Here is a 25,103-nt window from a genome sequence, read left to right as displayed (position 1 = left end):
TGGGACACCCGGTGGCAAACCGCGCGAACGAAGATCAGCTTCCCGTCGCGTACGCCGTGGATCGGAAGCGCTGCTGATATTTGCGCGGTGAGACGCCGAGTCGCGCGATGAAGGCGCGGCGCATCGCCTCGGCACTGCCGTATCCGGCGGCCATGGCGGCTTCCGTGACGCTGTATCCCGCGTCGAGTTTGTCTCTGGCATAACCGAATCGAACGAAGGCGACGTACTCCGCAGGCGTGCTCTCCAGCTCCGCGCGGAACAATCGGGTCAGGTGCCGCGGGCTCACCCCGGCCTGCGCGGCGAGCGTCTTCACGGAGTACGGCTGGGCGGGATCCGCGCAGATCAGATTGGCGACCGCGCGGACGAGCGGGCTGCGCGGGACGGGTCCGCTCAGCGCCGCCGAGAACTGCGACTGCCCGCCGGCCCGCTGCATGTACACCAGCAACGACTGAGCGACCCGCCGCGCGACCGCCGCGCCGTGGTCCTCCTCGACCAGCGCCAGCGCCAGATCGATGCCCGCGGCGACGCCCGCGGAACTGTAGATGTGCCCGTCGCGCACGAAGATCGCGTCGGAATCCACCTCGACCGCGGGGAATTGGCGGCCGAGGTCCTTGGTGAATTTCCAGTGCGTTGTCGCGCGCCTGCCGTCGAGGAGGCCGAGGTGGGCGAGGATGGCGGCCCCGCTACAGATCGAGGCGAGGCGGCGGGTGTGCTCCGCGAGATGACGGGTGGCACGCAGCACCTCCGGTGTCACGAACTGGGCGGCGGGCAGCTCGCTGCCAGGGATGACCACGGTGTCGAAGCGGCCCGCGTCCGCTGCCGCGCAGGCCACGGCGACCCGCGCGCCGATGGAGGTCTGCACGTCCTTGCCGTTGGCCGAGACCAGCACCACGTCGTAGGCGGGCAGCGACTGGTTCGCCTCGACGAACACCTCGGCGGGGCCCGCGAAATCGAGCATCTTCACCCCGTCGAAGACCAGGATTCCGATGCGCCGCCGCGACGAGGTAACTGCTCTGGAATCCATTCGGCGATTATTGTGGAATCGCGCCTCCACAACCAAGCCGAGCGGCCGCCGTGTGCCGGATCTCATGGCCGCGACGGATGCGAATTCCGGGCGTTGCTAGCGTGGACGAATGGGGCGTCCGCGGCAGTTCGACGAGTCGGCGCTGCTCGATGTCGCCATCGAATTGTTCTGGACCGACGGGTTCGACGGCACCTCGGTCGAGGGTGTGTCGAGCGCCTCCGGTGTCGGCAACGGCAGCATCTACGCCGCCTACGGCAGCAAAATGGGGTTGTTCCTCACGGCTTTCCGCCGATACTGCGAGCGGAGGGCCGAGTTGGTGCATGAGGTGCTGCGCGCCACTCCCGGTCCGCCGCGCGCGGCGGTGCGCGCATTCTTCGACGCGGTGATCGCGGACTGTCTCGCGCACCGGAACCGGCGGGGGTGCTTGATGCTCAACAGCATCGGGCAGCTCGGGCACCGGGTTCCGGAGGTTATCGCTATCGCCGAGCGGACGACCGCACGGATGGAGACCCATGTCGCCGAGCGTCTCCGGGCCGACATCCCGCGAAAGGTGCTGGACCAGAACGAATTAGCCGCGCTCAGCTCCCACGTCGTTCTGGTTTCCCAGGGGCTGATCCAGCTGAGCCGCCTGGACGTCTCTCGCCAGCGTCTGTACGACGTCGCCGACATCTCATGTGCCGCAATACCGCAATGAAGTACCAGTGCCTCGAGAAGGTTGGTTCTGGGCGCCGCACCACACGAGCCGCAACCGGGGACGGAGACTCACTCGGGGAACTCATGCGACATCGAACTCGATCGCTTCTCGACGACCTGCTCGAGGGCTCGCAGGTCTGCCTCCAGCTTTCGGAACAGCCAATATGCGGCCACGAATGCGAGCCCGGTGATCGCGCACAACCACAGCACCGAATCCAGGATGCGCACAACCTCGTCGGGCTCGAGGCCGCTGAATCCGGTAAGCACGCCGACCAAGGGCACTGATGCGGCAATGCCGAGGTAGACGGTGCTTCTTCGGCGTAGTGCGCGCAGGTGGGCGGCATCGCGAGCCGTCGTGTGGCCATAGCGCAAGTAGGTCGGGTACACGCAGCGGACGGTGTAGAACGTCTGCAGGAAGAACGAGTAGGCGACCGAGATCGCGCCGCACACCAGCACCAGCGCCGCCGAATGGACCAGCAGCCGCGTGGGAGCGGAGGTGATCGTGGCGAGCATTGCCACCCACACCCCCGCGCCGATCGTGCAATACACGAGAGTGTGCATCGAGTCGAGGTCGCCCCAGCGCAGGGTGCGCGACCGGACCCGGGCCAGCATCGCCTCGTCGTAGCGTCTGCCCTTGCGCAGGCCGCGGGGCACCGCGATCAGATGCCGCGACAGGTAGGACCAGGTCACAATGGACATAGGCCAGGCGATCAGATAGAAGACGTTCATGAGCAGTATGAGCTGCGCTCTGGTGGCCTCGGACACACCCTCGCTGCCGAACTGCAGGTTGTGCCCGTACAGGTAGACCGCCGCCAGCCCGACGCCGAGCACCGCGGCGAGCCAATGAATCGGGATCGAGTGGCGCGAAAGACGTGCCCGCCAACTCTTCTCGGGCGGATAGACCAGGTCACGGGCGCGGGAGTCGAGGCACAGATCCAGCTGCCGGGCCAGTTCCGAACCACTGGCGTAGCGGTGCTCGCGGTCCGGCGATAGGCACGCCAGCAGCACTTGGCGCAGCGCTTCGGGACAATCGGGTGGAAGCTCCGACAGGTACTGCGGATCGATGGGCCGGCGTCGCAGTTCGAGCATGCGGGCCAGCGACGTCTCCGACATGCCGGCGAACTCCTCGTCCGCGAACGGGATGCGGCCGGTGAGCAGCGCCCACAGCATCACGGCCAGCGCGAAGATGTCGCTTCGGGTGTCGAGGTCGCCAGCCGTCCTCGGCAGCTCCGGATGGCACGCTTCGAGCTGTTCGGGCGACATGTACGCCAGCGATCCGCCGAAGTACGCCAGGGGGCTGGTGCTCCGGATGTGTCGGCTGAAGCTGACGTTGAAGTCGGCCAGTTTGGGTATGCCCTCGGCGCTCAGCAGCACGTTTGCCGGTTTGATGTCGCGATGCAGCACCCCGCGTTCGGCGGCGTGCCCGAGCGCGTCGGCAAGCCGACGACCCAGCCAGGCGACCGTTTCCGGCCACGTCAGTGCCGCGATCCGGGCCCGCACCGCCGAATCGGTGGGACGAACCTCGCCCTTGGCCTCGAGAACTCGGTCGATGGCATCGAGCAGCACCTGCCCACTTCGGGCTGCCACCGGGGTCGATCGAAGCTGCTGCAGCACGTCGAGCAGCGTGCCTCCCGGCAGGTACTGCATGTAGAGCAGCTTCAGCTCGCCGTCGGCGATGAGTCGCTGGTCGAAGATCCGGACGATGTACTCGTGGTCCAGCTGGGCCAGGGTCTGCGGCTCGGTGCCGTGGTTGTGCGAGATCTTGACCGCGACCAGCCGCTGCATCGATCGCTGCCGCGCGAGATACACGCGGGCGAATGCGCCCTGCCCGATCATCGTCAGCAGGTCGAAGTCGCCGACTTGGTCGCCCGGGTTGATGGACTCGAGGGCGACCTGGACGCTCGGGCGAGCAATCATCGTGCTGCGATAGTCGCTGGCGTCCGGCTGGGCCGTAGATGTGGCGATCTCCGTTGGCGCGGGCTTTGTGGCCCCGGGCCCCTTCGACTCCGCGCCCTCGACAGGGTGCGAGCTGCGGCGCAGGGCGTGGTATTCCTCGTAGACAAGGTCCGCGGGGGGAGGGCCGTCCCGCAGTTCGGCGAACTGCTCGCAATACTCGGCGAGGCGCTTGGGAAGCTCTTCCTCGAGGGCGGGATGCATGGCTCAATCCTCTGCCTAAGTAATGTCACGCCGACACGACACCTTGGGTGCGGGAATGCCCACCTTGGGGTGCGATGGATCACCCCAGGTCCACGTGTTGCCCGACGGTCGGGAACCTTGGCGTCGATGGCCTCGATGGCGGTGAACATTCTGTTCACACTTCTCCCGTCGGTCCAAGATCGAAAGTTTTCCGGCTTGGCCGGAATGTTCCGCGCAGTCGGTTTCGCGTCGCTATAACAGGTTCCAATCCAAGACTCGATGAGGAGCCTGCATTGCCTGTTCGTACCCATGAAATTCCTGTTGGTAGTCGGTCCGGGCGGGGGGTGACCAGGCGTGGGTTTCTAGCTGCAACGGGTTTCACCGTTGGCGCCGCGCTGATGGGGAAATCGATGGCGCAGGCAACCGCGGCGCCGCTCGCGGATGGGGAGAAGGTTCCCGCGCTCGTCATCGGCAGCGGATACGGGGGATCGGTCGCCGCACTGCGGCTCGCGCAGGCGGGGGTGGAGGTGACCGTGGTGGAGATGGGCATGTCGTGGACGACGCCCGGCTCCGACGGGAAGATCTTCTGTCCCGTGCTGAAACCCGATGGGCGGTCCTACTGGCTGCGTGATCGCACCGATCAGCCGGTCGGCTACTTCGCGGGCAGCAGCTACAACAAGGACATCGAAAGGTACACGGGCGTCCTGGATTCCGAGCAATTCAGCGGGATCCGCATTTATCAGGGCCGTGGCGTCGGCGGTGGCTCGTTGGTCAACGGCGGTATGGCGGTGACGCCCAAGCGGGAGAACTTCGCGGCCATCCTGCCCTCGGTGAACGCCGACGAGATGTACAACACCTACTACCCGCGCGCCAATACCGGTCTGGGCGTGAACAATATCGACCGGACCTGGTTCGAAAGCGCGGAGTGTTACCAATTCGCCCGTGTGGGGCGCAAGCACGCGGAACGCTCCGGTTTCGGGTGGACCTTCGTGCCGAACGTCTACGACTTCGAATACATGAAGAAGGAACAGGCCCAGCAGGTCACCCGATCGGCGCTGGCCGGTGAGGTGATCTACGGCAACAATCACGGCAAGCGATCGCTGGACAAGACGTATCTGGCCGCGGCCACCGGGACCGGCAAGGTGCGCATCACGCCCATGCACACCGTCACCGCCGTATCGCCCACGGAGGGCGGCTATCGGGTGGAGATGAAAGAGATCAACACCAGCGGCGCCACGGTGGCGACCAAAGCCGTTGTGGCACAGAAGGTGTTCTTCGCGGCGGGCAGTATCGGCACGTCGAAGCTGCTGGTGGCCATGAAAGCGCAAGGCAAACTGCCTGACCTGCCCGACGCGGTCGGCAAGAAGTGGGGCAACAACGGCAATGTGATGGTGGGCCGCGCCAATCACATGTGGGACGGCACCGGCGTACTGCAATCCAGCATGCCGTGCCTGGGTATCGACAATTGGGCCGATGCGGGCGGTCCGGCCTTCGCCGAGGTCGCGCCCTTCCCGGCTGGGCTGGAGACCTATGTAAGCCTTTACCTGGCTATCACCAAGAACCCGAATCGGGCTCAGTTCACGTTCAATTCGGGCACCGGCAAGGTCGATCTGAACTGGCAGACCTCGCAGAACCAGTACGCCATCGACGCCGCCAAGCGCATCTTCGACAAGATCAACGCGAAGGAGGGGACGATCTACCGCACCGACCTCTTCGGCGTCTACAAGACCTGGGGCGACGACTTCACCTATCACCCGCTGGGCGGTTGCGTGCTCAACGAGGCGACCGACAACTACGGTCGGTTGCCCGGCTACACCGGGCTCTATGTCATCGACGGGTCGCTGATTCCGGGCAATACCAGCGTCAATCCGTTCGTGACCATTACCGCTCTGGCGGAACGGAATATCGAAAGCATCGTCGCCAGCGATTTGTAACCGCGACATGCGGCCGCGGATTCATCGACCTGCGGCCGATAGTCCTGCCGCATCTTCGTCGGGGGACTCCGAAACGGCCGAGACGGTAGATCTTGATGTGGACTCCAGGCCGGATGTGTTGCGCTGCAATGCATCCGGTCCTCATCGGCCGGCAAACTCGGCCAGCGATGTTCACACACGCCTCGCTCTCGAATTGCCTGCTGTTAAGCTCGGTCCGCTCGATCTGCAACAAGGGGGGAAGTCTGTGCGCGGCAAGTCATCTGGAAATCTCGGTGCCAACGGACGTCGCATGTCGCGGCGCGTGGCGTATGCGCTGCCGGCAGCGGTGGCCGCATCGCTTCTCGCCACGGGGTGCGGGTCTACCCAACCGAAGAAGGCGCCCAAACCCCCGGCATCGGTCACCACCACCGCGCCGCGGACCACCCAGTCGGCGCCGCGGACGACGGCGCCGCAACCGACGACGGCGATCAAACCCCAGACAACTACCACGGAGCGCGGTGGTCTCGGGGGATCCAGTGGTGGCAGCGGCAGCGGCAGCTGAACCAAACCTCCAGCGCACCTCGCCGCGTATTGGCTGTGCTCGCCTTCTCCCGCACACTGTTTCGCGAGAAGATGGTGCCATGACGCAAAGCAGCCCTGGTGGATCCGCGTCCGGGTCGCCCCGGGATCACCTGCTGGCGCGAGTCCGTCTGGCGCGGAAGAAGTTTCGGCGTGGGTCAGTCGGCTGGTCGGTGGCGCACCATGTGAGTCTCATCGGGGCGGCCGTCCTGAGTGCTGCTGCCGCACTGGCGATCCAGATCCCGGACCCACCGCAGGCCGACCTCGCGGCGATCTGCGCGACTGTCGCCGCCTTGCTGTCCACGCTCAATATCGTCGGGGGCTTCGAAACGAAATGGCAGGCGAACCGGAACGCGTTTTACGACCTGGACAGTCTGCTATTGGACGCAGACGACCCCGCGACTTCCCTCGAAGACATCCGGAAAGGCTACAAGCACGCGGTCTACGCGCAGCGAATGACATGGATCGCGCCGTCCATGCGCGGATTGGAACACGAGAAGACGGCACTACCCGCCGATCGCGCGGCCGATTGACGGACTCGAGCGGTACGACGCGAATTCGCAGGCGGGACGCCCCAACGGATTCCCCTGCACCGAACTCCGACTGTCGCGGGTCTGGAGATCGTCGACCCGTCCGGGCTATGAGCCGGGGCGCGGTAGCGCGCCACTGAGGACTGCGCGGATGTGGTCCGGGTCGGCTTCGTGGCCGTCGAGAAGGATGGCTGTACACAGTCCGTCGCACAAGGCGACGAAGGGTTCGATGGCGGCAGGATCGTTGGTCTGCGTCCGGGCGAGTTCCGCGACACTGTCGCGCCAGCTTCGCGCCGCAGGGCGCAGAGCGGGTCGGCGAGCCGCCAGGGTCGCGAGTTCGCGTTCGGCGAGTGCCCGCTCACGGCCGGGGCCGCCGGACTCGGCGATGAGCCTGGCGAGCCCGTCCAGCGGATCGTCCTCGGTGTCGACGAGTTGGCGAATGCGCTGCGTGTAGGCGTCCGTGACGCTGGTCAGGGCCGCCACCAGCAGGTCGTCCAGGGTGGCGAAGTAGTAGAGGGTCAGGCTGGTGGTGATGCCTGCCTCTTTGGCGACGGTTCGGTGGGTCACGCCGGCGGCGCCGTCGCGGTGCACGATCGCGAGTGTCGCCTCGATGATCTGGGCTCGACGGCGTTCGCCGCGCAGTTTGCGGCCATCGACAGTGTCCTGTTCAACCACCATGGTCCTCTCGCCGATCGCCGCCGTCGCGAGTCGAGGCTATCGCCTCCGCCTCCAGGTCGACGGCGCCGATCGGCCGGATGTGGCGCAGTGTCCTGAAGCAAGCGAGCGATGTGCAGGCGATGGCGATACCCGCGGCGATCGCCGCGGCGTTGAGTCCGCTGGTGAACGCGGCCTGCGCCTGCTGGAGAGTCGGTGGCGGCAGGTGGTCCGTCACGGACACCGCGCCGGAGAGGCTGTCACCGTAGGCCTCGGCCACGGATCGGGACAGCCCGGGTGGGGCCGCGACCGTGGTCCGGTAGATCGCCGTGGTGAGGCTGCCCAGCAGCGCCACCCCGGCCGCGATGCCCAGCTCCTGCACGGTCTCCGACAGCGCCGCGGCGGATCCGGATCTCCGCGGCGGTGCTGTGCTCACGACGATGTCGGTCCCGAGTGCGGCGATGACACCCAGGCCGAGATAGAGGAATGCGAAGCCGACGACCACGCTCGGCGTGCTGTCGGTCCCGGCGAAGCCGAGCAAGACATATCCGATCAGCGACACGGCCAACGTGCCGCCCATGACGATGCCCGGCGAGAGACGACCGGCGATCACCGGGGCGCCGATCCCGCCGATCAGCATGGCCAGGGCGGGCGGCCCCATCCACAGCCCGGCCGCCAGCGGCGAAAGGCCCTCGACGAGCTGCAAGTACTGCGTCACCAGGTACATCACCCCGCCGAAGCCGACCAGGCCGATCAGCAAGACGGCCAAGGCGACTGAGAAGGCCCGGCTGCTGAAGAGTCTGATGTCCAGCAGCGGCTCCCGCAGACGCAGTTGGCGGCGGATGAAGGCGGCCGTCGAGCCACCACTGAGCAGGACGGCGGCCATGGCCTGGGCATCGATGCCGTGTGCGGCGACGTGCTTGATCGCGTAGATGATCGGAAGCATCGCCGCCAGCGACAGCGCGACGCTCCGCAGGTCGAGCCGTGGGGCGTCGCTCCGATACTCGGGCAGCAGCGCAGGCGCCGCGACCAGCACCGCCACGCTGACGGGTACCGCGATCAAAAAGGCCGCGCCCCACCAGAAGTGGGCAACCAGGATGCCGCCGACGACCGGCCCCGCGGCCATACCGAGCGCGAACACCGTTGCCCACACACCGATCGCCAACGCACGCCGGCGGGCGTCGGTGAACATGTTGCTGATCAGCGACAGGGTTGATGGCATCAGCGTCGCTCCGGCCACGCCGAGCAGTGCCCGCGCCGCGATCAGCCAGAGGGCGCTGGGGGCGAACGCCGCGAGGACCGAGGCCGCGCCGAATGCGGCCATGCCGATCATCAGCAGGCGACGGCGCCCGATCCGGTCGCCCAGCGATCCCATCGTGATCAGGAAACCCGCGATGAGAAATCCGTAGGCGTCCATGATCCACAGCGTCTCCGTCGCGGTGGGACGCAGGTCCGCGGTCAGATTCGGGACGACGAGGTACAGCGCCGTTACATCGAGTCCCAACAGCGCGGTCGGCAACGCCAGCACCGCGAGGCCTGCCCACTGCCGCCCGCTGGCCCGTGACGACGGTTCTGTGTTCATCGCATCCTCGAGTCTAGTTGAACGTACGTACTATTTGTACCATCGTTCAACATTGGAACGCGAGTGAGTCCCCGTTGGTGACACGAGAACGTGCCCCCGCATAGGGAGAGGGCGGCCCGGCCGATCGCCTACGTCGGCGCGGAGATCGACTCTGCGCGTCGAAGTGGGTCGACCGGTGACGGCGTAGGCCGGGATCAGGGCAGGTGTTCGAAGACCGCGGCGAGGCCTTGGCCGCCGCCGATGCACATCGTCTCCAGCCCGTATCTCGCCTCGCGGCGGTCCATTTCGCGGAGGAGGGTGGCGAGGATGCGGGCTCCGGTGGCGCCGACGGGGTGGCCGAGGGAGATGCCGGAGCCGTTGGGGTTCAACCGCGGGTCGTCGGGGGCGAGGTTCCAGTGGTGGAGGACGGCGAGGGCTTGGGCGGCGAAGGCCTCGTTGAGTTCGATGACGTCCATGTCGGCGAGGGTGAGGCCCGCGCGGGTGAGGGCGCGTTCGGTTGCCGGGACGGGGCCGATGCCCATGGTGCGGGGGGCGACGCCTGCGGCTGACCAGGAGACGAGGCGGGCGAGTGGGTTGAGGCCGAGTTTGCGGGCGTGCTCGGGTGTGGTGACAACGCAGAGGGCGGCGCCATCGTTTTGGCCACTGGAATTGCCTGCGGTGACCGTGGATTCGGGGTCGATCGAGGAGCGAATCGGCCGCAGTGCGGAGAGCGCTTCCACGGTGGTGTCGGCGCGCGGGTGCTCGTCGGTGTCGACGAGTACGGGAGTTGAGCGGCGTTGTGGGACAGCGACTCCGATGATTTCCTCGGCGAATCGCCCCGCTCGCTGCGCGGCTACGGCGCGTTCGTGCGAGAGCGCGGCTAGTGCGTCTTGGTCCGCTCGGCTGATCGCGTACTCGGCGCGCAAGTTCTCCGCGGTTTCGATCATGCCGCCCGGTACGGGAAAGTCGCGTCCGCCCGCGGTGACTCGCGCCCTGGCGAGCCGGTCGGCCAGTGCGACGCCGTCTCCTTTGACACCCCAGCGCATTCCGGTCGCGTAGAACTCGGTTTGGCTCATCGATTCCACGCCGCCAGCGAGCACGAGATCGCTGCTGCCGGTGGCGACTTGGAGGCAGGCTTGGATGACCGCCTGGAGGCCGGAGCCGCAGCGCCGGTCGACCTGGAGGCCGGGGACGTCGATGCCGAGGCCCGCGTCGAGGGCGGCGATTCGGCCGATGGCGGGGGCTTCGCCGTTGGGGGAGGCTTGGCCGAGGATGACGTCGTCGATGGAGGAGCCGTCGATGCCGGTGCGGCGTACGATTTCCGTGATGACGGTGGCGGCGAGTTGTTGGGGCGGAATGTCTTTGAGCACACCACCGAATCGGCCGACGGGGGTGCGCAACGGTTCGCAGATGACTGCGTCGGGCATTGTTGTCCTTCGGAAAGAGCGGTTACATCGCGTCGATGCCGGTGAGGGCGCGGCCGATGATGAGTTTCTGGAGCTGGCTGGTGCCCTCGTAGAGGGTGAGGACTCGGGCGTCGCGCAGGTATTTGCCCATGGGGTATTCGTCGATGAAGCCGTAGCCGCCGAAGACCTGTAGGCAGTTGTTGCTCACCCGCACGGCGGTTTCGCTGGCCGCGAGTTTGGCCATGGAGGAGGCGAGCTGCACCTCGTCGCGGGAAGCTCCGGCGTCGACGAGGGCGGCGGCCTTCCAGGTCAGCAGGCGGGCGGATTCGACGTCCAACGCGGAGTCGGCGAGCAGCTCCTGGACCAGTTGTTTGGTGGCGATGGGCTTGCCGAACTGGGTGCGTTCGGTCGAGTAGCGCACCGCGGCGTCGAGTGCCGCTTGCGCGACGCCGACGCTGCCCGCGGCCACGGAGATGCGTCCTTTGGCCAAGGCGCCGAGGGCGATGCCGAGGCCCTTGCCGACGGCGCCGAGGCGCGCCGAGTCGGGCACCCGGACGTGGTCCAGCGACAGCGCGGCCGTCGCCTGTCCGCGCAACCCGAGCTTGCCGTGGATGGTCGTCGCGGTGAAACCCGGTGTGTCCGTGGGCACGAGGAAGGCGGTGATGCCTTTGCCGCCCTCGGCCGAGGTGCGGGCGAACACCAGGGCGACCTTGGCCCAGGTGCCGTTGGTGATGAACATCTTCTCGCCGGAGATCACCCAGTCGTCGCCGTCGCGCACCGCCTTGGTGCGTAGCGAGGCCGCGTCGGAGCCGCTGTCGGGTTCGGTGAGCGCGAAGCAGCCGAGTGCGCGGCCCGCGGTGAGTTCGGGAAGCCACTGGCGTTTCTGCTCGTCGGTGCCATGCGCCGCAATCGATTTGGTGACGAGGCCGAGCGAGACCGAGACGATGCCGCGCACCGCGGAGTCGCCGCGGCCGAGCTCCTCGCAGACCAGGATGTAGGAGAGCATGTCGACCTCGGTGCCGCCGAATTCCTCGGCGATGCCGAGCCCGAGGAAGCCGAGTTCGCCGAGTCGTTCGACGATGGCCAGGTCGACGGTCTCGGCGCGGTCCCAGTCGCGCGCATTCGGGACGATCTCGGTGTCGACGAAATCGGCGGCCAGCGTGCGGATCTCGCGGTGGGTGTCATCGAGAACGAACATCGGTTCCTCGGTTCGTGCGCAGGTCTTCGGGGCGGGTGCCTCTGGCGTGCAGGGGGATACGCTGCTCGGCGCGGGTGCGCAGCCAGGTGCTGACCCGGTAGCGGGGATCGCGGGTGTAGGCGTAGAGGCCGTCGAGTATCGCGGTGACGCGCTCGGCGCCGACGGATTCGCCGAGTTCCAGCGGTCCGAGCGGATAGCCGAGGCCGAGGCGCGCACCGCGATCGATGTCCTCGGGTGTGCCGATTCCGTGCTCGGCGAGGGCGCTCGACAGGTTCACGATCGCGGCCAGGATTCGTTGCGCGACAGGGGCGGTGCCGTCCGCGGTCGGCGTCGGCTGGTAGCCCGCGGCGGCCAGCACGCGCAGCACGGGCGCGGTGGCGAGCGGGTCGGCGGCGGCGGGCACGACGACGGTGAGACGGCCGCGATCGAGTCCGAGCGGATCGATGCCGAGCGTGCGGACGGGGTCGAGGCCGTAGCGTGCGGCGAGCCGGTAGGTCGGTTCGCCGACCGGAAGGACGAGCGAAATCGCCTTGGCGCTCGGCGCTTCGAGCACGGTCGCACCGGCCGCACGCAATCTTTCCGCGAAATCGGGGTGGTCGTGCACGTGGACCGCGGTGGCCCCGGCATCCGGCTCGAGGTCCGGCTCGGCCGGGATCAGCGGTGCGCCATCCTCGTAGCGATAGAACCCTTCGCCTGTCTTTCGTCCGAGCAGACCGGCGGCGACGCGGGTGGCCGCGATCGGGGAGGGGCGCAGCCGAGGATCACCGTAGAACCCCGCGGAGACGGTCTCCATCACGGGATGGCTGACGTCCAACCCGGTCAGGTCCATCAGCTCGAACGGGCCCATTCGCAAGCCGAGGGTGTCGCGGACGATCCGGTCGATATCGGCGGGCGCGGCGATCTGTTCGGACAGGATGGCCAGCGCCTCACTGGGCAGGGCGCGCCCGATGTGATTGACCAAGAACCCGGGGGTGTCCCGCGCCAGGATCGGAGTGTGGCCGAGGCGTTCTACGAAAGCGGTTGCAGCAGAGGTCAATTCGGAGGGAGTCCGCATTCCCGGCACGACCTCCACCAGCGACATCAGCGGCACCGGGTTGAAGAAGTGCAGCCCGATCAGCCGGGCGGGCTCGCGCAGCGCGGAAGCGATCGTGGTGATGGACAGCGAACTGGTGTTGGAGGCGAGCACGGCGTTCGGCGTCGCGGTCTCCAGGTCGGCGAAGATCGCCTGCTTGACCGGGAGCTTCTCGACCACGGCCTCGATCACGAGATCGATGTCGGGGGAGGGGGCGGTCGGCGCCGCGCCCTCGGTGAGCCGCGCGAGGATGGCCGCGGCCTCGTCGGCGCTGCGCTTGCCCTTGTCGACGGACCGCTGGATCGTCGTCGCGACGAACTCGAGCGCGGCGGGCACCGCGGCGGCGTCGGCGTCGGTCAGCTCGACCTGGTATCCGGCGGTCGCGGCGACCTGGGCGATGCCGCGCCCCATCGCGCCCGCGCCGACGATGCGGATGCGTTCGATCGGTTCCATCAGTGTCCTTCGTAGGTCGGGGACCGCTTGGCGAGGAAGGCCGCGATGCCCTCCGCGTGATCGTCGGTGTCGAACAACATCTGAAAAGTGGTGCGCTCCAAAGCGATCGCGGTGTTCAGCGGAGCGTTCTCGGCGTGCCGCGCGATGCCGCGAATCGCGCGGACGTTCAACGGCGGCTGACGCAGAATGGTCGCCGCGAGCTCGACGGCCGCGTCCAGAGCGGTGCCGTCGGGCACGATGTCGGCGACGATCCCGATCTGCTGAGCGGTGGTGGCGTCGATCGGTTCGCCGGTCAACACCATGCGCAGGGCGCGGGCCCGGCCGGCCCGCTGCACGAGGCGGCTCAGTCCGCCCGCGCCAGGAATGAGCCCGACCCGAATCTCCTGCTGCCCGAACCGCGCCGAGGCGCCCGCGACCACGAGATCGCACGCCATCGCGAGTTCGCACCCGCCGCCGAACGCGTAGCCCTCGACGGCGGCGAGCACGGGTGTGCCGAGCTCGTCGAGCACCGAGAACACCTTGCCGGTCTCCTGGGCGAGCAGATCGGTCGGACGGTAGGTGCTCATCTCCTTCAGATCCGTGCCCGCGACGAAAACGCCCGCGTCCCCGGTCAGGACGATGGCGCGGACGGCGGGATCGGCATCGGCCGCCGAAAGCTCCTGGGCGAGCAGTGTTTTGGTCGGCAGATTCAGCGCGTTGCGGGCCTGCGGCCGGGAGACGCGCAGTACCCGGATACCCGCGTGCTCGTCGGACAGGTCGGTGCGGAGGACGGAATTCTCGCTCATGCCGAGACCTCGCTCGGCATGTGCTGGTCCATGATTCGTTCGCTCATCGGAGATACACCCTGGTCGGATCGATGGTGGTGCGCAGCAGGTCGAGCTCTGCCGCGGTCGGGGGTTCGGTGACGGTGACGGTGCCCGCCACCCGAAGCGGCCAGCCGGTGGCGGCCAGCACTTGCTCGACGGAGACACCGGGATGCGTTGCGGCCAAAACCAATTCGCCGTCGGCATCCGCCGTGAGCGCACCGAGCGGAGTGATCACGGTCGTCACGCCGCGCCCACGGGTGCGCACCCGCGGCTCGGCTCGGCGCGCCACCGACGGCGCCGGGCTGGTGGTGAAATCGAGCCGGTCGACGAACGAACGCGGGTCGTGCCGGCGCAGGACCACGAAAACCTCGTCCGAGTTCGCCATCACCTCGCTGGCTCCACCCGCGCCGGGCAACCGGGCGGCCGGTGCCGCGTAGTCGCCGATCACGGTGCTGTTGAGGCTGCCCCAGCGGTCGATCTGAGCCGCGCCGAGGAAGCCGACGTCGATGTAGCCGCCCTGGAGGACGTACCCGAACAGGGCGTGCATCCCGAGGATCGCCTCGGACCCGGTGGCCAGCGGGGCGTCGCCGATGGTCTGGGGCAGGCGCGGGGGATGCGCCCCGCAGACGCCTGACTCGTACACCTGCTCGAGGTCGGGTGAGGTGGTCGCGCGCGCCAGCGCCACGGCCAGGGTCGGCAGGCCGATTCCGGCGAAGACCCGGCGTTTGCCGCGCAGATGGCGGGCGCTGAGGACGGTCAGCAGCTCGCTGGTGGTGGGGGCGAGCTCCATGGGCGCTGTGCTGGTCATCAGGCACATCCATAGTCGACGGGCTGGGACATGGCGGGCTCCGGGATGAGGCGGTCGAAGTAGCCGGGGCCGAGTTTCTCCAGGTAGGCGGCGTGATCGGGCAGGTCGTGGACCCATTCGCGCAACCAGCGATCCAGCGCGGCGGAATCCCTGCTGATCTCGGGCCAGGACCGGTAGAAGTCGTTGTCGCGGTCGTAGTAGCCCTGCACGTAGGAGGGGTGCGCGCCGCGCGGGCACTCGACGACCGCGTCGACCGCGAAGCCGGGAATCACGGTGCGGTTCGGGTCGGCGCGGATCACCTCGTCCTCGACGATCTCCTCGACCACCACAATGGTGCGCGCCGAGGCGAAAGCGATTTCTTGGAGCGGGCCGAGAATGCCCCACGCCTGCACATTGCCCGCGCGGTCCGCCCGCTGCGCGTGCAGGATCGCGACGTCGGGCCGGATCGGCGGAACCACGTAGATCTCCTCGACGCCGCCGTCCGAGGCGGGATACGGCGAGGTCACCTTGGCGATGCGCGGATTGTGCGCCGGCAGATCGCCGCCCGCGTACGAACGCACCGGATAGAAGGGCAGATTCGCGGCCCCGGCGAGGTAGCGGGCGAGCAGGCCGTAGTGGCTGTACTCCTCGATCTCCAGGACGCGCGGATCACGGCGCTCGACGGCCCTGCGGATGGCGTACAGCGAGCCGACCGAGCTGTTGCCGGTGAACGAGAAGATCATCTTGCGCGCCACGCCCGCCGCGACCAGTTGGTCGAAGACGATATCGGGCGTCATCCTGACCAGCGTCAACTCGCGCCTTCGCTGTCGGATCAGCTCGTGACCAGCGGCGACCGGGATCAAATGGGTGAATCCCTCCAAGGCCACGGTCGCACCGTCCTCGACGAACGCGGCGATCGCCTCGCGCATCGTGAGCTGCTTGGACGGGGACATCGGGCTCCTTCCTTCGGATCGATCCTCACGGTGCCTTGTTCGACCGATATAGTCCAATACTCAATTCGCAATGCAGTGATATGGATTCTTACCTAATGGGGTCGTCGTGGAGTTTCGCCATCTCGCCGGGTTCGTCGCCGTCGCCGAGGAGTTGCACTTCGGCCGCGCGGCCGAGCGCCTGCACATGGCCCAGCCGCCGCTGAGCCAGCAGATCCGGGCGTTGGAGAAGGAGCTCGGGGTCGCGCTGTTCGAGCGCAATACCCGCTCGGTGCGGCTGACCGCCGCGGGCGAGGTGCTGTTGCCGCACGCGCGCACGGTTCTCGACGCCGTCGAGGTGGCCAGGCGCGCGGCGGTCGCGTCCGGGCGCGGCGAGGTCGGCAGGGTCTCGATCGGCTTCGCGGGCGCGAGCAGTCACGAGGTGCTGCCGACGCTGACCAGGGCGGTGCGGGCCGCGCATCCCGGTATCGAAGTGCGTCTGCGCGGACAGACCTACGCGGGCGCCGCGCTCAACCTGGTCGCCGCGCGCGAGCTGGATCTCGGCTTCGTCCGGCTGCCGGTGCGGCGCGAGGGCGTCGCGGTGCGGGTCATCCAGTACGAACGGCTGGTCGCCGCGCTGCCCGCCGAGCACCCGCTCGCCGACGCCCCCGACATCGATGTCGCGGACCTGGCCGACGACGCCTTCGTCACCTTCCCCGGCACGCAGGGCTCGAGCGTGCGCGACCATCTGGTGCGCACGGCGCTCGACGCCGGGTTCACGCCGCGCATCGTGCAGGAGGCGCCGGACTCCTACACCATCCTCGATTTGGTCGCCGCGGGCGTGGGTGTGACGCTGACGCTCTCCTCGGTGCAGCACATCCACCGCACCGGCATGGTCTACAAGGAACTTCGCGGCGACGTCCCCGCGCTCGCGTCCGCACTGGCCTGGCGGGCCGACAACACCTCCCGCGCGCTGGCCGCCGTGCTCGAGGTGGCCGAGGAGGTATTGCCGACACCGCCCGAGCCGACGCCGCGCGGGCGCTGAGATCCCTTACAGCCCCATATCTTTGGCGATGATCATGCGCATCACCTCGCTGGTTCCGCCGTAGATCCGGTTGACGCGGTTGTCGGCGTACAGGCGGGCGATCGGATATTCGGTGATGTAGCCGTAGCCGCCGTGCAGCTGGAGGCAGCGGTCGATCACGCGGGAGGCGGTCTCGGTGCAGAACAGCTTGGCCGAGGCGGCGTCGGCGGCGGTCAGCTCACCGCGGTCGTGCGCGGCGAGTGCGCGATCCACCACGGCTTCGGCCGCGTCCACTTCGGCACGGCAGGCCGCCAGCTCGAATTTCGTGTTCTGGAAGCTGGCCACCGGCTTGGCGAAAACCAAACGGTCCCTGGTGTATTGGTGCGCGAACCGCACGGCCGCCTTGGCCTGGGCGTAGGCGCCGACGGCGATGCTGAGCCGCTCCTGCGGCAGGTTCTGGCCGAGGTAGGAGAACCCCCGGTGTTCCTCGCCGAGCAGATCCTCGACCGGAACCCGGACGTCGGTGAAGGTGAGTTCGGCGGTGTCGGAAACCTTCAGGCCCAGCTTGTCCAGCTTGCGGCCGACGGAGTAGCCGGGAGAGCTCGTGTCCACCACGAGCAGGGACAGGCCGTAGCGGCGGTCTTCCGCCGTCGAGGGCGCGGTGCGCGCGCACACGATGACCCGGTCCGCGTGCACGCCGCCGGTGATGAAGGTCTTGGCGCCGTTGAGCACGTAATGCGTGCCGTCCTCGGACAGGGTCGCTGTGGTGCGGATGCCCGCGAGGTCCGAGCCGGTGCCGGGTTCGGTCATGGCGATGGCGAACATGATGTCGCCGCTGACGAAGCCGGGCAGCCAGCGCTGCTTCTGCTCCTCGGTGGCCAGCGCCTTGAGGTACGGAAGGCACAGCGACACATGGACACTGGAGCCGCCGAAGGACACCGCGGCGCGCGCGATCTCCTCGGTGAGCACGGCCTGGAAGGAGAACGATTCGATCCCGGCGCCGCCGTACTCGGTGGGAACCTCGATGCCGAACACGCCGAGCTCGCCGAGCTTGCGATAGAAGTCGCGGGGCACGATGCCGTCGGCGTACCACTTGTCGTACTCCGGGACGACCTCGGATTCGATGAACGACCGGACGGTCTCCCGGAACGCCTCGTGGTCGGCCTCGAAAACTGTTCTGCGCACGCTGATTTCCTTCCTCGTCGGGCGGCGCCATGCACCGCCGCGCAGGCCTGCCCGGCGGTGTGCGCCAGACAGGCCTGCGTGATCTCTTCTCGGGGTGTTACTTAGGGGGAGCCGGAACCGAGGGGTCCTTGCAGTAGGGCAGTTCCGGCGGGCAGGGGGTCAGGATGGTGGAGAAGTACTGGAACGCCGAGAACAGCGCGACCGGACCGCCCACCGTGATCAGCCCGACCATGGCGCCCACCGCGCCCAGCGTCGCCGCGCCGAGCACGCACCCGGCGATGGTCGCGCCGACCCAGGGGAGCAGCAGCGCGATCACCGGGCTGGCGACCGTGGCGCCCGCCGCACCGCCGAGCAGACAGCCGACGCCGCCGCCGAGCACCGCGCCGACGACGGCGCTCACCGCGGCGCTGATGGTCATCCGCTGGGCGAACACGCCGAGCGCGGATTGGTCACGCGGAGTGAAGGATTCGGCCACCTGCTTGGCGGCCTGCTCCGTACTGATGACCTCGTGTGCCGCCACCGCCGTCACCGGTGTTCCGCCCTCGCGGGAGGGCGTCAGAATCGCGCTGTCGCCCTCGATGCGGGCCGCGATGGGATAGGCCATGGCGTCCATGCGGTAGGTGAGCGGCACTGCCGCGACCGGCGTGTCGTCCGCGGCGGTGACCACCAGCTGGTCCGCGACGACGCGCAACTTGCCGTCGCCGACCTTCACCACGGCGGAATCGCCCTGGCGGGTCACCTCGTAGTGCACCTCACGCTGTTCCGGCGCGGGCTGGGCGTTGGTGATGCCCGCGCCACCGACACCGACGGCAACGGCCGCCAGAGCTGCGGTCACGACGCTGTTTCGCAGTTTCATTTTGATCCTCATCGATCGGTTTTCTTCGTGCTTGCCGACGACGCCGGAGTGCGCCGCGGCACGTGGTGGGGGAGTGGTTATTTGCCGGTGTCGATGACGTCGCCGGTCAGCACCCAGTGGTCACCCTCGAACCGCTGGATGCGCAGGGACTCCATCGGGAACGCGTCGCCCTCGCCGGTCTTCAGCGTGATGCCGGGCAGCAGCAGGTCGATGCCGACATCGTCGAGCGAGCGCATGGCGTCGCGAAGTCCTTCGCGGGTGGGGCATTTCGCGGCTTCCATCGTCTTGTGGAAGCTCTCAGCGGCCGCCCAGCCGACCACGGTGTACTGGTTGGTCGGGTCGGCGCCAGGCGCGTACTTCGCCAGCTTCTCCTGGTAGAGCCGCATGGCGGGGTCGGCCGACCACTGCGGGTCGGACGGGTCCTTGGTGAACGCCGCCGACACCACGCCCTGGGCGTTCTCCAGCCCGACCGGCTTCAGCGTGCTGATGGTGTTGGCCACCTGGGTCAGGACGTGCAGCGGGTTCCAGTCGGTGTTGCGGCGCTCGGCCGCCAGCGCCTGGGAGGCGAACTTCGGCGTGGAGAAGTTCAGCAGCACATCGGCTTTCGTGTTAGCCAGGTTGCGCACCTGCGGTTCCACGGTCGGGTCGGTGACCTCGTAGCTCTGCTCGGCGACCACCCGGACGCCGCTGCCCGCGACGGCCTCGGTGAAGCTGGCCAGCAGATCCTTGCCGAAGTCGTCGTTCTGGTAGAGCACCGCCACGGTCGCGTCGGCTTTGTGCTGGCGCACGTACTGCGCGAAGGCGCGGCCCTCGGCGCGGTAGCTGGGCTGCCAGCCGATGGTCCACGGATGTCCTTCGTCCGCACCCCATTTCGTCGCGCCGCCCGCGACGAACACCTGGGGCACCTTGCGCTGGTTGAGGTAATCCCACACCGCGGAGGAGGTGGGGGTGCCCAGCGTCTGGAAGACGGCGAACACCTGATCCTGCTCCACCAAGCGGCGGGTCTCCTCGACGGTCTTGGGCGGCTGGTAGCCGTCGTCGCGGACCAGGTATTCGACGGTGCGGCCACCGATTCCGCCGTGCTCGGCGTTGAGGTAGTCGAAGTAGGCGCGAACGCCCTTGGGCAGCTCGCCGTACGCGGAGGCGGGGCCCGACAGCGGGTAGACACCGCCCAGCTTGATGCTGCTGTCGGAGATGCCGGTGGTCTGCTGACCACGGCATTCACCCTGCCCGACGGTACTGCCCGCGTCGCCGCGGCCGCCGCAGCCGGAGACCGCGAGCAGGACGGCGGCCGCGACGCCGACGGCGCGGATTGCCTTAGTGCGCATTGTTCTTCCCTTTCCGAACTAGACGTTCGAGCCAGCGCGCCGTGCGGCCGAGGAGTCCGGCCAATCCGTTGGGCGCGAGGTACATGACCGCGATGATCAGCAGGCCGAAGATCACTCCGGGGGCCGCCTGGTTGAGGTCCTGGGCGAAGCTCGGGACGTACATCACGAACAGCCCGCCGAGCAGCGGTCCCCAGTGACCGCCGAGCCCGCCGACGACCAATCCGGCCAGCAGCGTGATCGACAATCCGACGGCGAAGGAGTCCGGCGAGACGAAGCCGATCACCCAGGTGTAGACGCAGCCCGCCGCACCGGCGAGCATGGCGCCGCAGGCGAAGGCGAGGGTCTTGTAGAAGGCCAGGCGCACGCCCATCACCTCGGCGGCGATCTCGTTGTCGCGGATCGCGTGCAGCGCCCGGCCGACCCGCGAGCGCAGCAGCCCGGCGACCAGGAGGAAGCTCACGACGGTGACGAGCAGCGCAAGGAAGTACAGCCACTGGTCCTCGGCCAACCCGGTCCACACCGGCGGCGCTGGCTTGGTCAGCGTCAGCCCCATGGATCCGCCGGTGACCGACTCGAACCGCTTGAGCAGCGGCACCAGGAAGATCGCGATGGCCAAGGTGACCAGTGCCAGATACAGACCGCGCAGCCGCAGAGCAGGAATGCCGAGGGCGAAACCGAGCGCGAAGGCCACCGCCGCTGCGACCGGAAGTGTCGCGAAATACGGTGTGTCCCAACGGTCCATCAACACCGCGCTGGTGTAGGAGCCGACCGCGAAGAACGCGCCGTGCCCCAGCGAGATCTGACCGGTGTGGCCGACCAGCAAATTCAGCCCCAGCAGCGCGACCGCGTAGATCATCGCCAGCGCAAGCTGGAAGGTGCGGAACGGCACCAGCTGGAACGGTGCGAGACAGGCGATCAGCAGTAGCGCGCCGATCCCGAGCCACGACCAGTTCGGCATCCGCAGCCGCCGCGTTTCGGCGCCCGGGGTTTCGGTCGGCGCAGTGGAGGTGTCCGCCGCGAGGGTGGTGTTTCGAGTTCCCATGTCGCTCATACCCGTTCCACCACCGCGCGACCGAACAGACCCTGCGGCCGCAGCAGCAGGACGCCGAGAATGATCACCTGTGGCACGCCGATCTTGAGTTCGGTGCCGATGACGTCCAGGTAAGCGCCGGTGAGGGTTTCGGCGACCCCGACGATCAGCCCGCCCGCCACCGCGCCGCCCGGGCTGTCGAAGCCGCCGAGCGTCGCCGCCGCGAACGCGTAGATCAGGACGCCGCCCATCATGTTCGGCTCGAGGAACAGCAGCGGCGCCGACAGCACGCCGGAGACCGCGCCGACCAGTGCGGCAAGACCCCAGCCGAGTGCGAGCACGGTGCCGACGCGGATGCCGACCAAGCGCGCCGACTGCGGGTTGCAGGCCACAGCCCGCATCGCCAGTCCGATCTTGGTGTAGCGGAACAGCAGGTACAGCAAGCCCATGACCGCGGCGACCACGCCGAGCACACCGAGACTGCTGTAGCCTGCGGTGACGCCACCGGCTCGGAAAGCCCCCTCCGGGAACGGGTTCGGGAAAGTCTTCACCTGGTAGGACCAGATCCAGCCCGCCGCGGCGTTGACGAAGAAGAACAGGCCGACGGTGACGATCACCAGCGTCAGTTCCGGTGCGCCCTCGACGGGTCGGATGATCACCCGTTCGATCAGCATGCCGCCGACGAAGGACACCGCGAGGGTGGCGAGCAACGCGGCCCAGAACGGAAGACCGCTCTGCACGCACTGCCAGGCCAGGAAGGCCGAGAACATGGCCAGCTCGCCCTGGGCGAAATTGACGATGCCGGTGAATCGGTAGATGAGCACGAGCGCCAGCGCGAGACCGGCGTAAATCGATCCGGCCGTGAGGCCTTCGATGATCTGTTGCAGAAATCCGGCCATGATCACACCCGGTATCCGAGATAGGACTCGGCGACCTGCTCGTCGGCCTTGATCTGAGCCGCGGTGCCGGACAACACGATTCGTCCGGTCTCCAGGACGTGCGCCCGGTGGGCGGTCCCGAGCGCGAGATGCGCGTTCTGCTCCACGACGATCACGGTGGTGCGCTCCTCTTCGTTGATGGTGTGCACGATCTGAAACAGCTCCTGGGTGACCAGGGGCGAGAGGCCGAGCGACGGCTCGTCCAGCAGCAACAGCCGGGGCCGGGACATGAGCGCCCTGCCGATGGCCAGCATCTGCTGCTGACCGCCGGAGAGGCCGCCCGCCGTCTCGCGCAGCTTGTCGCGCAGGATGGGGAAGAAGTCGAAGACTCGGCGCAGGTCGGCCTCGGTGCGGGCGCGATCGCGGTGCTGATAGGCGCCGAGGCGCAGGTTCTCCTCGACGGTCAGCGGCAGGAAGGTGCCGCGGCCCTCGGGGACATGCGCGACGCCGAGACGCGCGATGGCTTCCGGTGTGCGGCCGGTGATTTCGGCGTCGTCGAGCCGGACCGTGCCGCGCACCTTGATCATGCCGCACAGCGCACGCAGCAAGGTCGTCTTGCCCGCGCCGTTGGGCCCGAGGACCGCGCAGACCTCGCCGCGAGCCACCGAGAAGCTCAGCCCGTGCAGCACCTTGGCCGCGCCGTAGCCCGCGCGCAGGTCGGTAACGGTGAGAAACGCTTCGTCGGTCATGCCGCCGTCCCCAGGTAGGCCCGGATGACCGCCGGATCACGTTGCACCGCTTCGGGTTCGCCCTCGGCGATGACGCGGCCGAACTCCAGGCACACCACCCGGTCGCAGGTGCCCATGACGAATCCCATGTGGTGTTCGACGACGATCACCGTCAGGTCGAACTCGGCGCGCAGGGCGCGCAGGCGCTCGGCGAACACGTCGACCTCGCCGTGGCTGAGTCCGTTGACCGGCTCGTCCAGCAGCAGCAGGCGCGGCCCGACGGCCAGCGCGCGGGCCAGCTCGATCCGCTTGAGCGTGCCGAACGGCAGGCCCGCGGCCGGATGGTCGGCGACATCGGCAAGATCGAGCCGCTCCAGCAGCGCGTCGACCTCGGCGCGCAGCCGCCGCTCCTCCCCGCGCACCCGCGGCAGGCGCAGACTCGCGGAGAGGAAACCGGCGGAGGCCCGGTGGTGGGCGCCGACGAGCACGTTGTCCCGGACGGACATGCGGGGGAACAACCCCAGATTCTGGAAGGTGCGGGCGATGCCGAGCCCGGCCAGCGCGTCGGGACGGACCGTCAGCAGGTCCTCGCCCTGGTAGCGCATCGTGCCTTCGGTCGGCTGGTAGCGCCTGGTGAGGCAGTTGAACAGGGTGGTCTTGCCCGCCCCGTTCGGGCCGATCAGGCCGACCATCTCGCCAGGCGCGACGCCGAAGCCGACGTCGTGCAGGGCGGTGATGCCGCCGAAGCGAACCGTCAGGTGGGATATCTCGAGCATTCGTCCTCCGGCCCGCGTCCGAGACGTGGGTGAAATTCCGTGCGGGTCGGCGCAACCATCGCGGGCTGGCCTGTGGATCGTGGTCAGCGTAAAGACGCTGGTCAGGGCGCACATCGGACGCGGAGGCCCAATCTCGGCGGCGCGGTTTGTCCGTCGCGGACAGGGCGGGGTGCTTCCTTCGGCCCTGTTGACACCCGCGACGAGGGCCGTGGAGTATGCCGGGTTATGTCAGCTGGATCACATTCGATCGGGGTCTCGGCGCCGGTCCAGGCCGAGCGCACGCGGATCGTCGGCAGCGTCTTCGAGCACGCGCACGACATCGCCGACGCGGGCATGTCCGCGATCCTGGCGCAGGTCCCCGGCTACGCGGCGCGGGACAGGACCTTCCACGCCGACGTGCACGACCAGCTGACCCGCCTGTGCCGGACCGGACTCGGCGCGCTGCTCGACAAGCGCAGGGTCACCGTCGACGACATCGCCTACGCCCGACGGGCCGCGGCGCGCCGGGCACAGTCCGGGCTGACGCTGGTCGACTACATCTCCGCGTTCCGGCTCGGGCAGCAGGCGATCTGGAAATCGCTGGTCGCCCACGCGGGCGACTCGGAGGCCGGGCGCGACGCGGCGCTGTCGATGGTCGTGCCGCTGACCCGCTACTGCGATTTGATCAGCACCCAGGCGGCCAACGCGTATCTGGAATTCCAGCAGTACCTGTCCGCCGAGGCCGGGCGCGACAGCCGGGAACTGGTGGAGAGTCTGCTGGACGGCGCCCTGCCCGACCGCGGGCCGCAGCTGTCGACTGCCCACGCGCACGGCATCGGCACCGAGCGGGCGACACCCATGGTGGCGGTGACGGCGGTCGTGTTGCGGACGGCGGATCGCGGCGAGCCGGGCAGTTCCGACGCGGAGGCCAGGCACATCGCGTCGGCGGCGCTCGCGCGTACCGGTGTCAACGGATTGCGCACGCTGTCGGTGGTGCGCGGGTCGGAGATCGTCGCGCTGCCCGCGCTCGGTCGCGACGGCTCGGCCGACGAACTGTGCGCGCTGCTGCGGCGCACCCGCGACAAACTGCACGCCGAAGGCATCACCCTCGGCATCGGCGTCAGCACGGTGTTCACCGAGATCGCCCAATTCCCGCGCGCCTACCAGCAGGCGCGTTCGGCGTTGGATCTACTGCCCGAGGACGGTGGGGTGCTCGCCCTTCCGCACCTCTCGCCGTTCCGGTATCTCATGCTGCGCGCCGACGACACCGTTCGCCAGCTGGTGGATCCGCGGATCGCCGCCGCGCTGGCCGAGGACCGGCAGCGCGGCGGGATGCTCGCCGACACCATCCGCGCCTTCGCGGGCGCCGACATGAATCTGCGCGAGGCCGCGGACGGTTTGCGCATCCACCACAACACGGCCAAGTACCGCCTGCGCCGCATCCAGGAACTCACCGGCCGCAACGTCCGCAGCGTCACCGATCTCGTCGAATTGCTCGTCGCCATCGAACTGCACGCCGCGCCGAAGTAGACGAGAAAACCGAAACTTGCACCGCTAGTTTGGCTGCTCTACGGTGAG

22 protein-coding genes are annotated in these 25,103 nt (G+C 68.3%); 5 read left to right on the top strand and 17 right to left on the bottom strand.

What is annotated here, in order from left to right; genetic code table 11:
* Positions 1-34: 34 nt before the first annotated feature.
* Positions 35-1,024 carry a GlxA family transcriptional regulator gene (locus NAM01S_RS03935; protein WP_067779369.1) on the bottom strand — a complete coding sequence of 330 codons (990 nt, stop codon included), beginning with the start codon at positions 1,022-1,024 and terminating at the stop codon, positions 35-37.
* 109 nt (positions 1,025-1,133) lie between these two features.
* On the opposite strand from NAM01S_RS03935, the gene NAM01S_RS03930 reads away from it, so the two are divergent.
* The gene (locus NAM01S_RS03930) at positions 1,134-1,718 is read left to right on the top strand and encodes a TetR/AcrR family transcriptional regulator (RefSeq protein ID WP_084482388.1); all 585 of its coding nucleotides are present in this window, start codon (positions 1,134-1,136) and stop codon (positions 1,716-1,718) included.
* Positions 1,719-1,786: 68 nt separating this feature from the next.
* On the opposite strand, the gene NAM01S_RS03925 is transcribed toward NAM01S_RS03930, so the two are convergent.
* A complete protein-coding gene (locus tag NAM01S_RS03925) occupies positions 1,787-3,874 on the bottom strand; it encodes a serine/threonine-protein kinase (protein WP_067779366.1) in 2,088 nt (695 codons plus the stop codon).
* A 74-nt stretch (positions 3,875-3,948) separates the two neighbouring features.
* Between NAM01S_RS03925 and NAM01S_RS03920 the strand changes: the two genes are divergently transcribed.
* Complete coding sequence (locus NAM01S_RS03920) at positions 3,949-5,787, top strand: GMC oxidoreductase (RefSeq protein ID WP_253798169.1); 1,839 nt, start codon at positions 3,949-3,951, stop codon at positions 5,785-5,787.
* A gap of 743 nt (positions 5,788-6,530) precedes the next feature.
* Positions 6,531-6,878: an NAD(P) transhydrogenase subunit alpha part 2 gene (locus tag NAM01S_RS03910; protein ID WP_067779359.1), complete on the top strand. Its 348-nt coding sequence runs from the start codon at positions 6,531-6,533 to the stop codon at positions 6,876-6,878.
* Positions 6,879-6,983: 105 nt separating this feature from the next.
* Here NAM01S_RS03910 and NAM01S_RS03905 read toward each other — a convergent pair whose 3' ends face one another.
* The 8 genes from NAM01S_RS03905 to NAM01S_RS03870 form a co-directional block, all read right to left on the bottom strand.
* Positions 6,984-7,553 (bottom strand): TetR/AcrR family transcriptional regulator, encoded by a 570-nt coding sequence (locus tag NAM01S_RS03905; protein WP_067779355.1) that lies wholly within the window; start codon positions 7,551-7,553, stop codon positions 6,984-6,986.
* Positions 7,543-9,111: an MFS transporter gene (locus tag NAM01S_RS03900; protein ID WP_067779353.1), complete on the bottom strand. Its 1,569-nt coding sequence runs from the start codon at positions 9,109-9,111 to the stop codon at positions 7,543-7,545. Before NAM01S_RS03900 ends, NAM01S_RS03905 begins: the two co-directional genes overlap by 11 nt.
* 194 nt (positions 9,112-9,305) lie before the next feature.
* Positions 9,306-10,517, bottom strand: a complete 1,212-nt coding sequence (locus NAM01S_RS03895) for an acetyl-CoA C-acetyltransferase (protein ID WP_067779345.1) — start codon at positions 10,515-10,517, stop codon at positions 9,306-9,308.
* Between the two features lie 22 nt (positions 10,518-10,539).
* Positions 10,540-11,694 (bottom strand): acyl-CoA dehydrogenase family protein, encoded by a 1,155-nt coding sequence (locus NAM01S_RS03890; protein WP_067779343.1) that lies wholly within the window; start codon positions 11,692-11,694, stop codon positions 10,540-10,542.
* The gene (locus NAM01S_RS03885) at positions 11,678-13,219 is read right to left on the bottom strand and encodes a 3-hydroxyacyl-CoA dehydrogenase (protein ID WP_067779340.1); all 1,542 of its coding nucleotides are present in this window, start codon (positions 13,217-13,219) and stop codon (positions 11,678-11,680) included. Before NAM01S_RS03885 ends, NAM01S_RS03890 begins: the two co-directional genes overlap by 17 nt.
* Entirely contained in the window at positions 13,219-14,004 is a 786-nt protein-coding gene (locus NAM01S_RS03880; protein WP_067779337.1) for an enoyl-CoA hydratase-related protein, read from the bottom strand. The genes NAM01S_RS03885 and NAM01S_RS03880 overlap by 1 nt, the downstream gene beginning before the upstream one ends.
* A gap of 43 nt (positions 14,005-14,047) precedes the next feature.
* The gene (locus NAM01S_RS03875) at positions 14,048-14,833 is read right to left on the bottom strand and encodes a CoA-transferase subunit beta (RefSeq protein WP_067779334.1); all 786 of its coding nucleotides are present in this window, start codon (positions 14,831-14,833) and stop codon (positions 14,048-14,050) included.
* Positions 14,833-15,765, bottom strand: coding sequence for a CoA transferase subunit A (locus tag NAM01S_RS03870; protein ID WP_067779332.1), 933 nt, complete (start codon positions 15,763-15,765; stop codon positions 14,833-14,835). The genes NAM01S_RS03875 and NAM01S_RS03870 overlap by 1 nt, the downstream gene beginning before the upstream one ends.
* Positions 15,766-15,871: 106 nt before the next feature.
* Here NAM01S_RS03870 and NAM01S_RS03865 point away from each other — a divergent pair, with 106 nt between their 5' ends.
* The gene (locus NAM01S_RS03865) at positions 15,872-16,786 is read left to right on the top strand and encodes a LysR substrate-binding domain-containing protein (protein WP_067779330.1); all 915 of its coding nucleotides are present in this window, start codon (positions 15,872-15,874) and stop codon (positions 16,784-16,786) included.
* Positions 16,787-16,792: 6 nt separating this feature from the next.
* On the opposite strand, the gene NAM01S_RS03860 is transcribed toward NAM01S_RS03865, so the two are convergent.
* The 7 genes from NAM01S_RS03860 to NAM01S_RS03830 form a co-directional block, all read right to left on the bottom strand.
* Positions 16,793-17,950 (bottom strand): acyl-CoA dehydrogenase family protein, encoded by a 1,158-nt coding sequence (locus NAM01S_RS03860; RefSeq protein ID WP_067779327.1) that lies wholly within the window; start codon positions 17,948-17,950, stop codon positions 16,793-16,795.
* A gap of 97 nt (positions 17,951-18,047) precedes the next feature.
* Complete coding sequence (locus tag NAM01S_RS03855) at positions 18,048-18,806, bottom strand: DUF8020 domain-containing protein (RefSeq protein ID WP_067779320.1); 759 nt, start codon at positions 18,804-18,806, stop codon at positions 18,048-18,050.
* A 77-nt stretch (positions 18,807-18,883) separates the two neighbouring features.
* Positions 18,884-20,134: an ABC transporter substrate-binding protein gene (locus NAM01S_RS03850; RefSeq protein ID WP_067779318.1), complete on the bottom strand. Its 1,251-nt coding sequence runs from the start codon at positions 20,132-20,134 to the stop codon at positions 18,884-18,886.
* Positions 20,124-21,185, bottom strand: a complete 1,062-nt coding sequence (locus tag NAM01S_RS03845; RefSeq protein WP_067779316.1) for a branched-chain amino acid ABC transporter permease — start codon at positions 21,183-21,185, stop codon at positions 20,124-20,126. Before NAM01S_RS03845 ends, NAM01S_RS03850 begins: the two co-directional genes overlap by 11 nt.
* Complete coding sequence (locus NAM01S_RS03840) at positions 21,182-22,063, bottom strand: branched-chain amino acid ABC transporter permease (RefSeq protein WP_067779314.1); 882 nt, start codon at positions 22,061-22,063, stop codon at positions 21,182-21,184. Before NAM01S_RS03840 ends, NAM01S_RS03845 begins: the two co-directional genes overlap by 4 nt.
* A 2-nt stretch (positions 22,064-22,065) precedes the next feature.
* Positions 22,066-22,791 (bottom strand): ABC transporter ATP-binding protein, encoded by a 726-nt coding sequence (locus NAM01S_RS03835; RefSeq protein WP_067779309.1) that lies wholly within the window; start codon positions 22,789-22,791, stop codon positions 22,066-22,068.
* Positions 22,788-23,546, bottom strand: coding sequence for an ABC transporter ATP-binding protein (locus NAM01S_RS03830; protein ID WP_067779306.1), 759 nt, complete (start codon positions 23,544-23,546; stop codon positions 22,788-22,790). The genes NAM01S_RS03835 and NAM01S_RS03830 overlap by 4 nt, the downstream gene beginning before the upstream one ends.
* Before the next feature lie 225 nt (positions 23,547-23,771).
* Here NAM01S_RS03830 and NAM01S_RS03825 point away from each other — a divergent pair, with 225 nt between their 5' ends.
* Positions 23,772-25,055, top strand: coding sequence for a PucR family transcriptional regulator (locus NAM01S_RS03825; RefSeq protein ID WP_067779304.1), 1,284 nt, complete (start codon positions 23,772-23,774; stop codon positions 25,053-25,055).
* Positions 25,056-25,103: the final 48 nt, after the last annotated feature.

Origin of the sequence: Nocardia amikacinitolerans NBRC 108937 (assembly GCF_001612615.1) — a bacterium.
GTDB classification, from domain to species: Bacteria; Actinomycetota; Actinomycetes; order Mycobacteriales; family Mycobacteriaceae; genus Nocardia; species Nocardia amikacinitolerans.
The sequence above is the reverse complement of the archived record's forward strand: the minus strand, read 5'-3'. Positions and strand labels throughout refer to the sequence as shown.

Bases quoted from the DNA above. Each gene is read 5' to 3' on its own strand.
- NAM01S_RS03905 (WP_067779355.1), bottom strand. From the start codon at position 7,553: ATGGTGGTTGAACAGGACACTGTCGATGGCCGCAAACTGCGCGGCGAA.
- NAM01S_RS03825 (WP_067779304.1), top strand. From the start codon at position 23,772: ATGTCAGCTGGATCACATTCGATCGGGGTCTCGGCGCCGGTCCAGGCC.
- NAM01S_RS03875 (WP_067779334.1), bottom strand. From the start codon at position 14,833: ATGACCAGCACAGCGCCCATGGAGCTCGCCCCCACCACCAGCGAGCTG.
- NAM01S_RS03890 (WP_067779343.1), bottom strand. From the start codon at position 11,694: ATGTTCGTTCTCGATGACACCCACCGCGAGATCCGCACGCTGGCCGCC.
- NAM01S_RS03845 (WP_067779316.1), bottom strand. From the start codon at position 21,185: ATGAGCGACATGGGAACTCGAAACACCACCCTCGCGGCGGACACCTCC.
- NAM01S_RS03840 (WP_067779314.1), bottom strand. From the start codon at position 22,063: ATGGCCGGATTTCTGCAACAGATCATCGAAGGCCTCACGGCCGGATCG.
- NAM01S_RS03935 (WP_067779369.1), bottom strand. From the start codon at position 1,024: ATGGATTCCAGAGCAGTTACCTCGTCGCGGCGGCGCATCGGAATCCTG.
- NAM01S_RS03870 (WP_067779332.1), bottom strand. From the start codon at position 15,765: ATGTCCCCGTCCAAGCAGCTCACGATGCGCGAGGCGATCGCCGCGTTC.
- NAM01S_RS03885 (WP_067779340.1), bottom strand. From the start codon at position 13,219: ATGGAACCGATCGAACGCATCCGCATCGTCGGCGCGGGCGCGATGGGG.
- NAM01S_RS03930 (WP_084482388.1), top strand. From the start codon at position 1,134: ATGGGGCGTCCGCGGCAGTTCGACGAGTCGGCGCTGCTCGATGTCGCC.
- NAM01S_RS03855 (WP_067779320.1), bottom strand. From the start codon at position 18,806: ATGAAACTGCGAAACAGCGTCGTGACCGCAGCTCTGGCGGCCGTTGCC.
- NAM01S_RS03835 (WP_067779309.1), bottom strand. From the start codon at position 22,791: ATGACCGACGAAGCGTTTCTCACCGTTACCGACCTGCGCGCGGGCTAC.
- NAM01S_RS03880 (WP_067779337.1), bottom strand. From the start codon at position 14,004: ATGAGCGAGAATTCCGTCCTCCGCACCGACCTGTCCGACGAGCACGCG.
- NAM01S_RS03895 (WP_067779345.1), bottom strand. From the start codon at position 10,517: ATGCCCGACGCAGTCATCTGCGAACCGTTGCGCACCCCCGTCGGCCGA.
- NAM01S_RS03900 (WP_067779353.1), bottom strand. From the start codon at position 9,111: ATGAACACAGAACCGTCGTCACGGGCCAGCGGGCGGCAGTGGGCAGGC.
- NAM01S_RS03830 (WP_067779306.1), bottom strand. From the start codon at position 23,546: ATGCTCGAGATATCCCACCTGACGGTTCGCTTCGGCGGCATCACCGCC.
- NAM01S_RS03920 (WP_253798169.1), top strand. From the start codon at position 3,949: ATGGATCACCCCAGGTCCACGTGTTGCCCGACGGTCGGGAACCTTGGC.
- NAM01S_RS03850 (WP_067779318.1), bottom strand. From the start codon at position 20,134: ATGCGCACTAAGGCAATCCGCGCCGTCGGCGTCGCGGCCGCCGTCCTG.
- NAM01S_RS03925 (WP_067779366.1), bottom strand. From the start codon at position 3,874: ATGCATCCCGCCCTCGAGGAAGAGCTTCCCAAGCGCCTCGCCGAGTAT.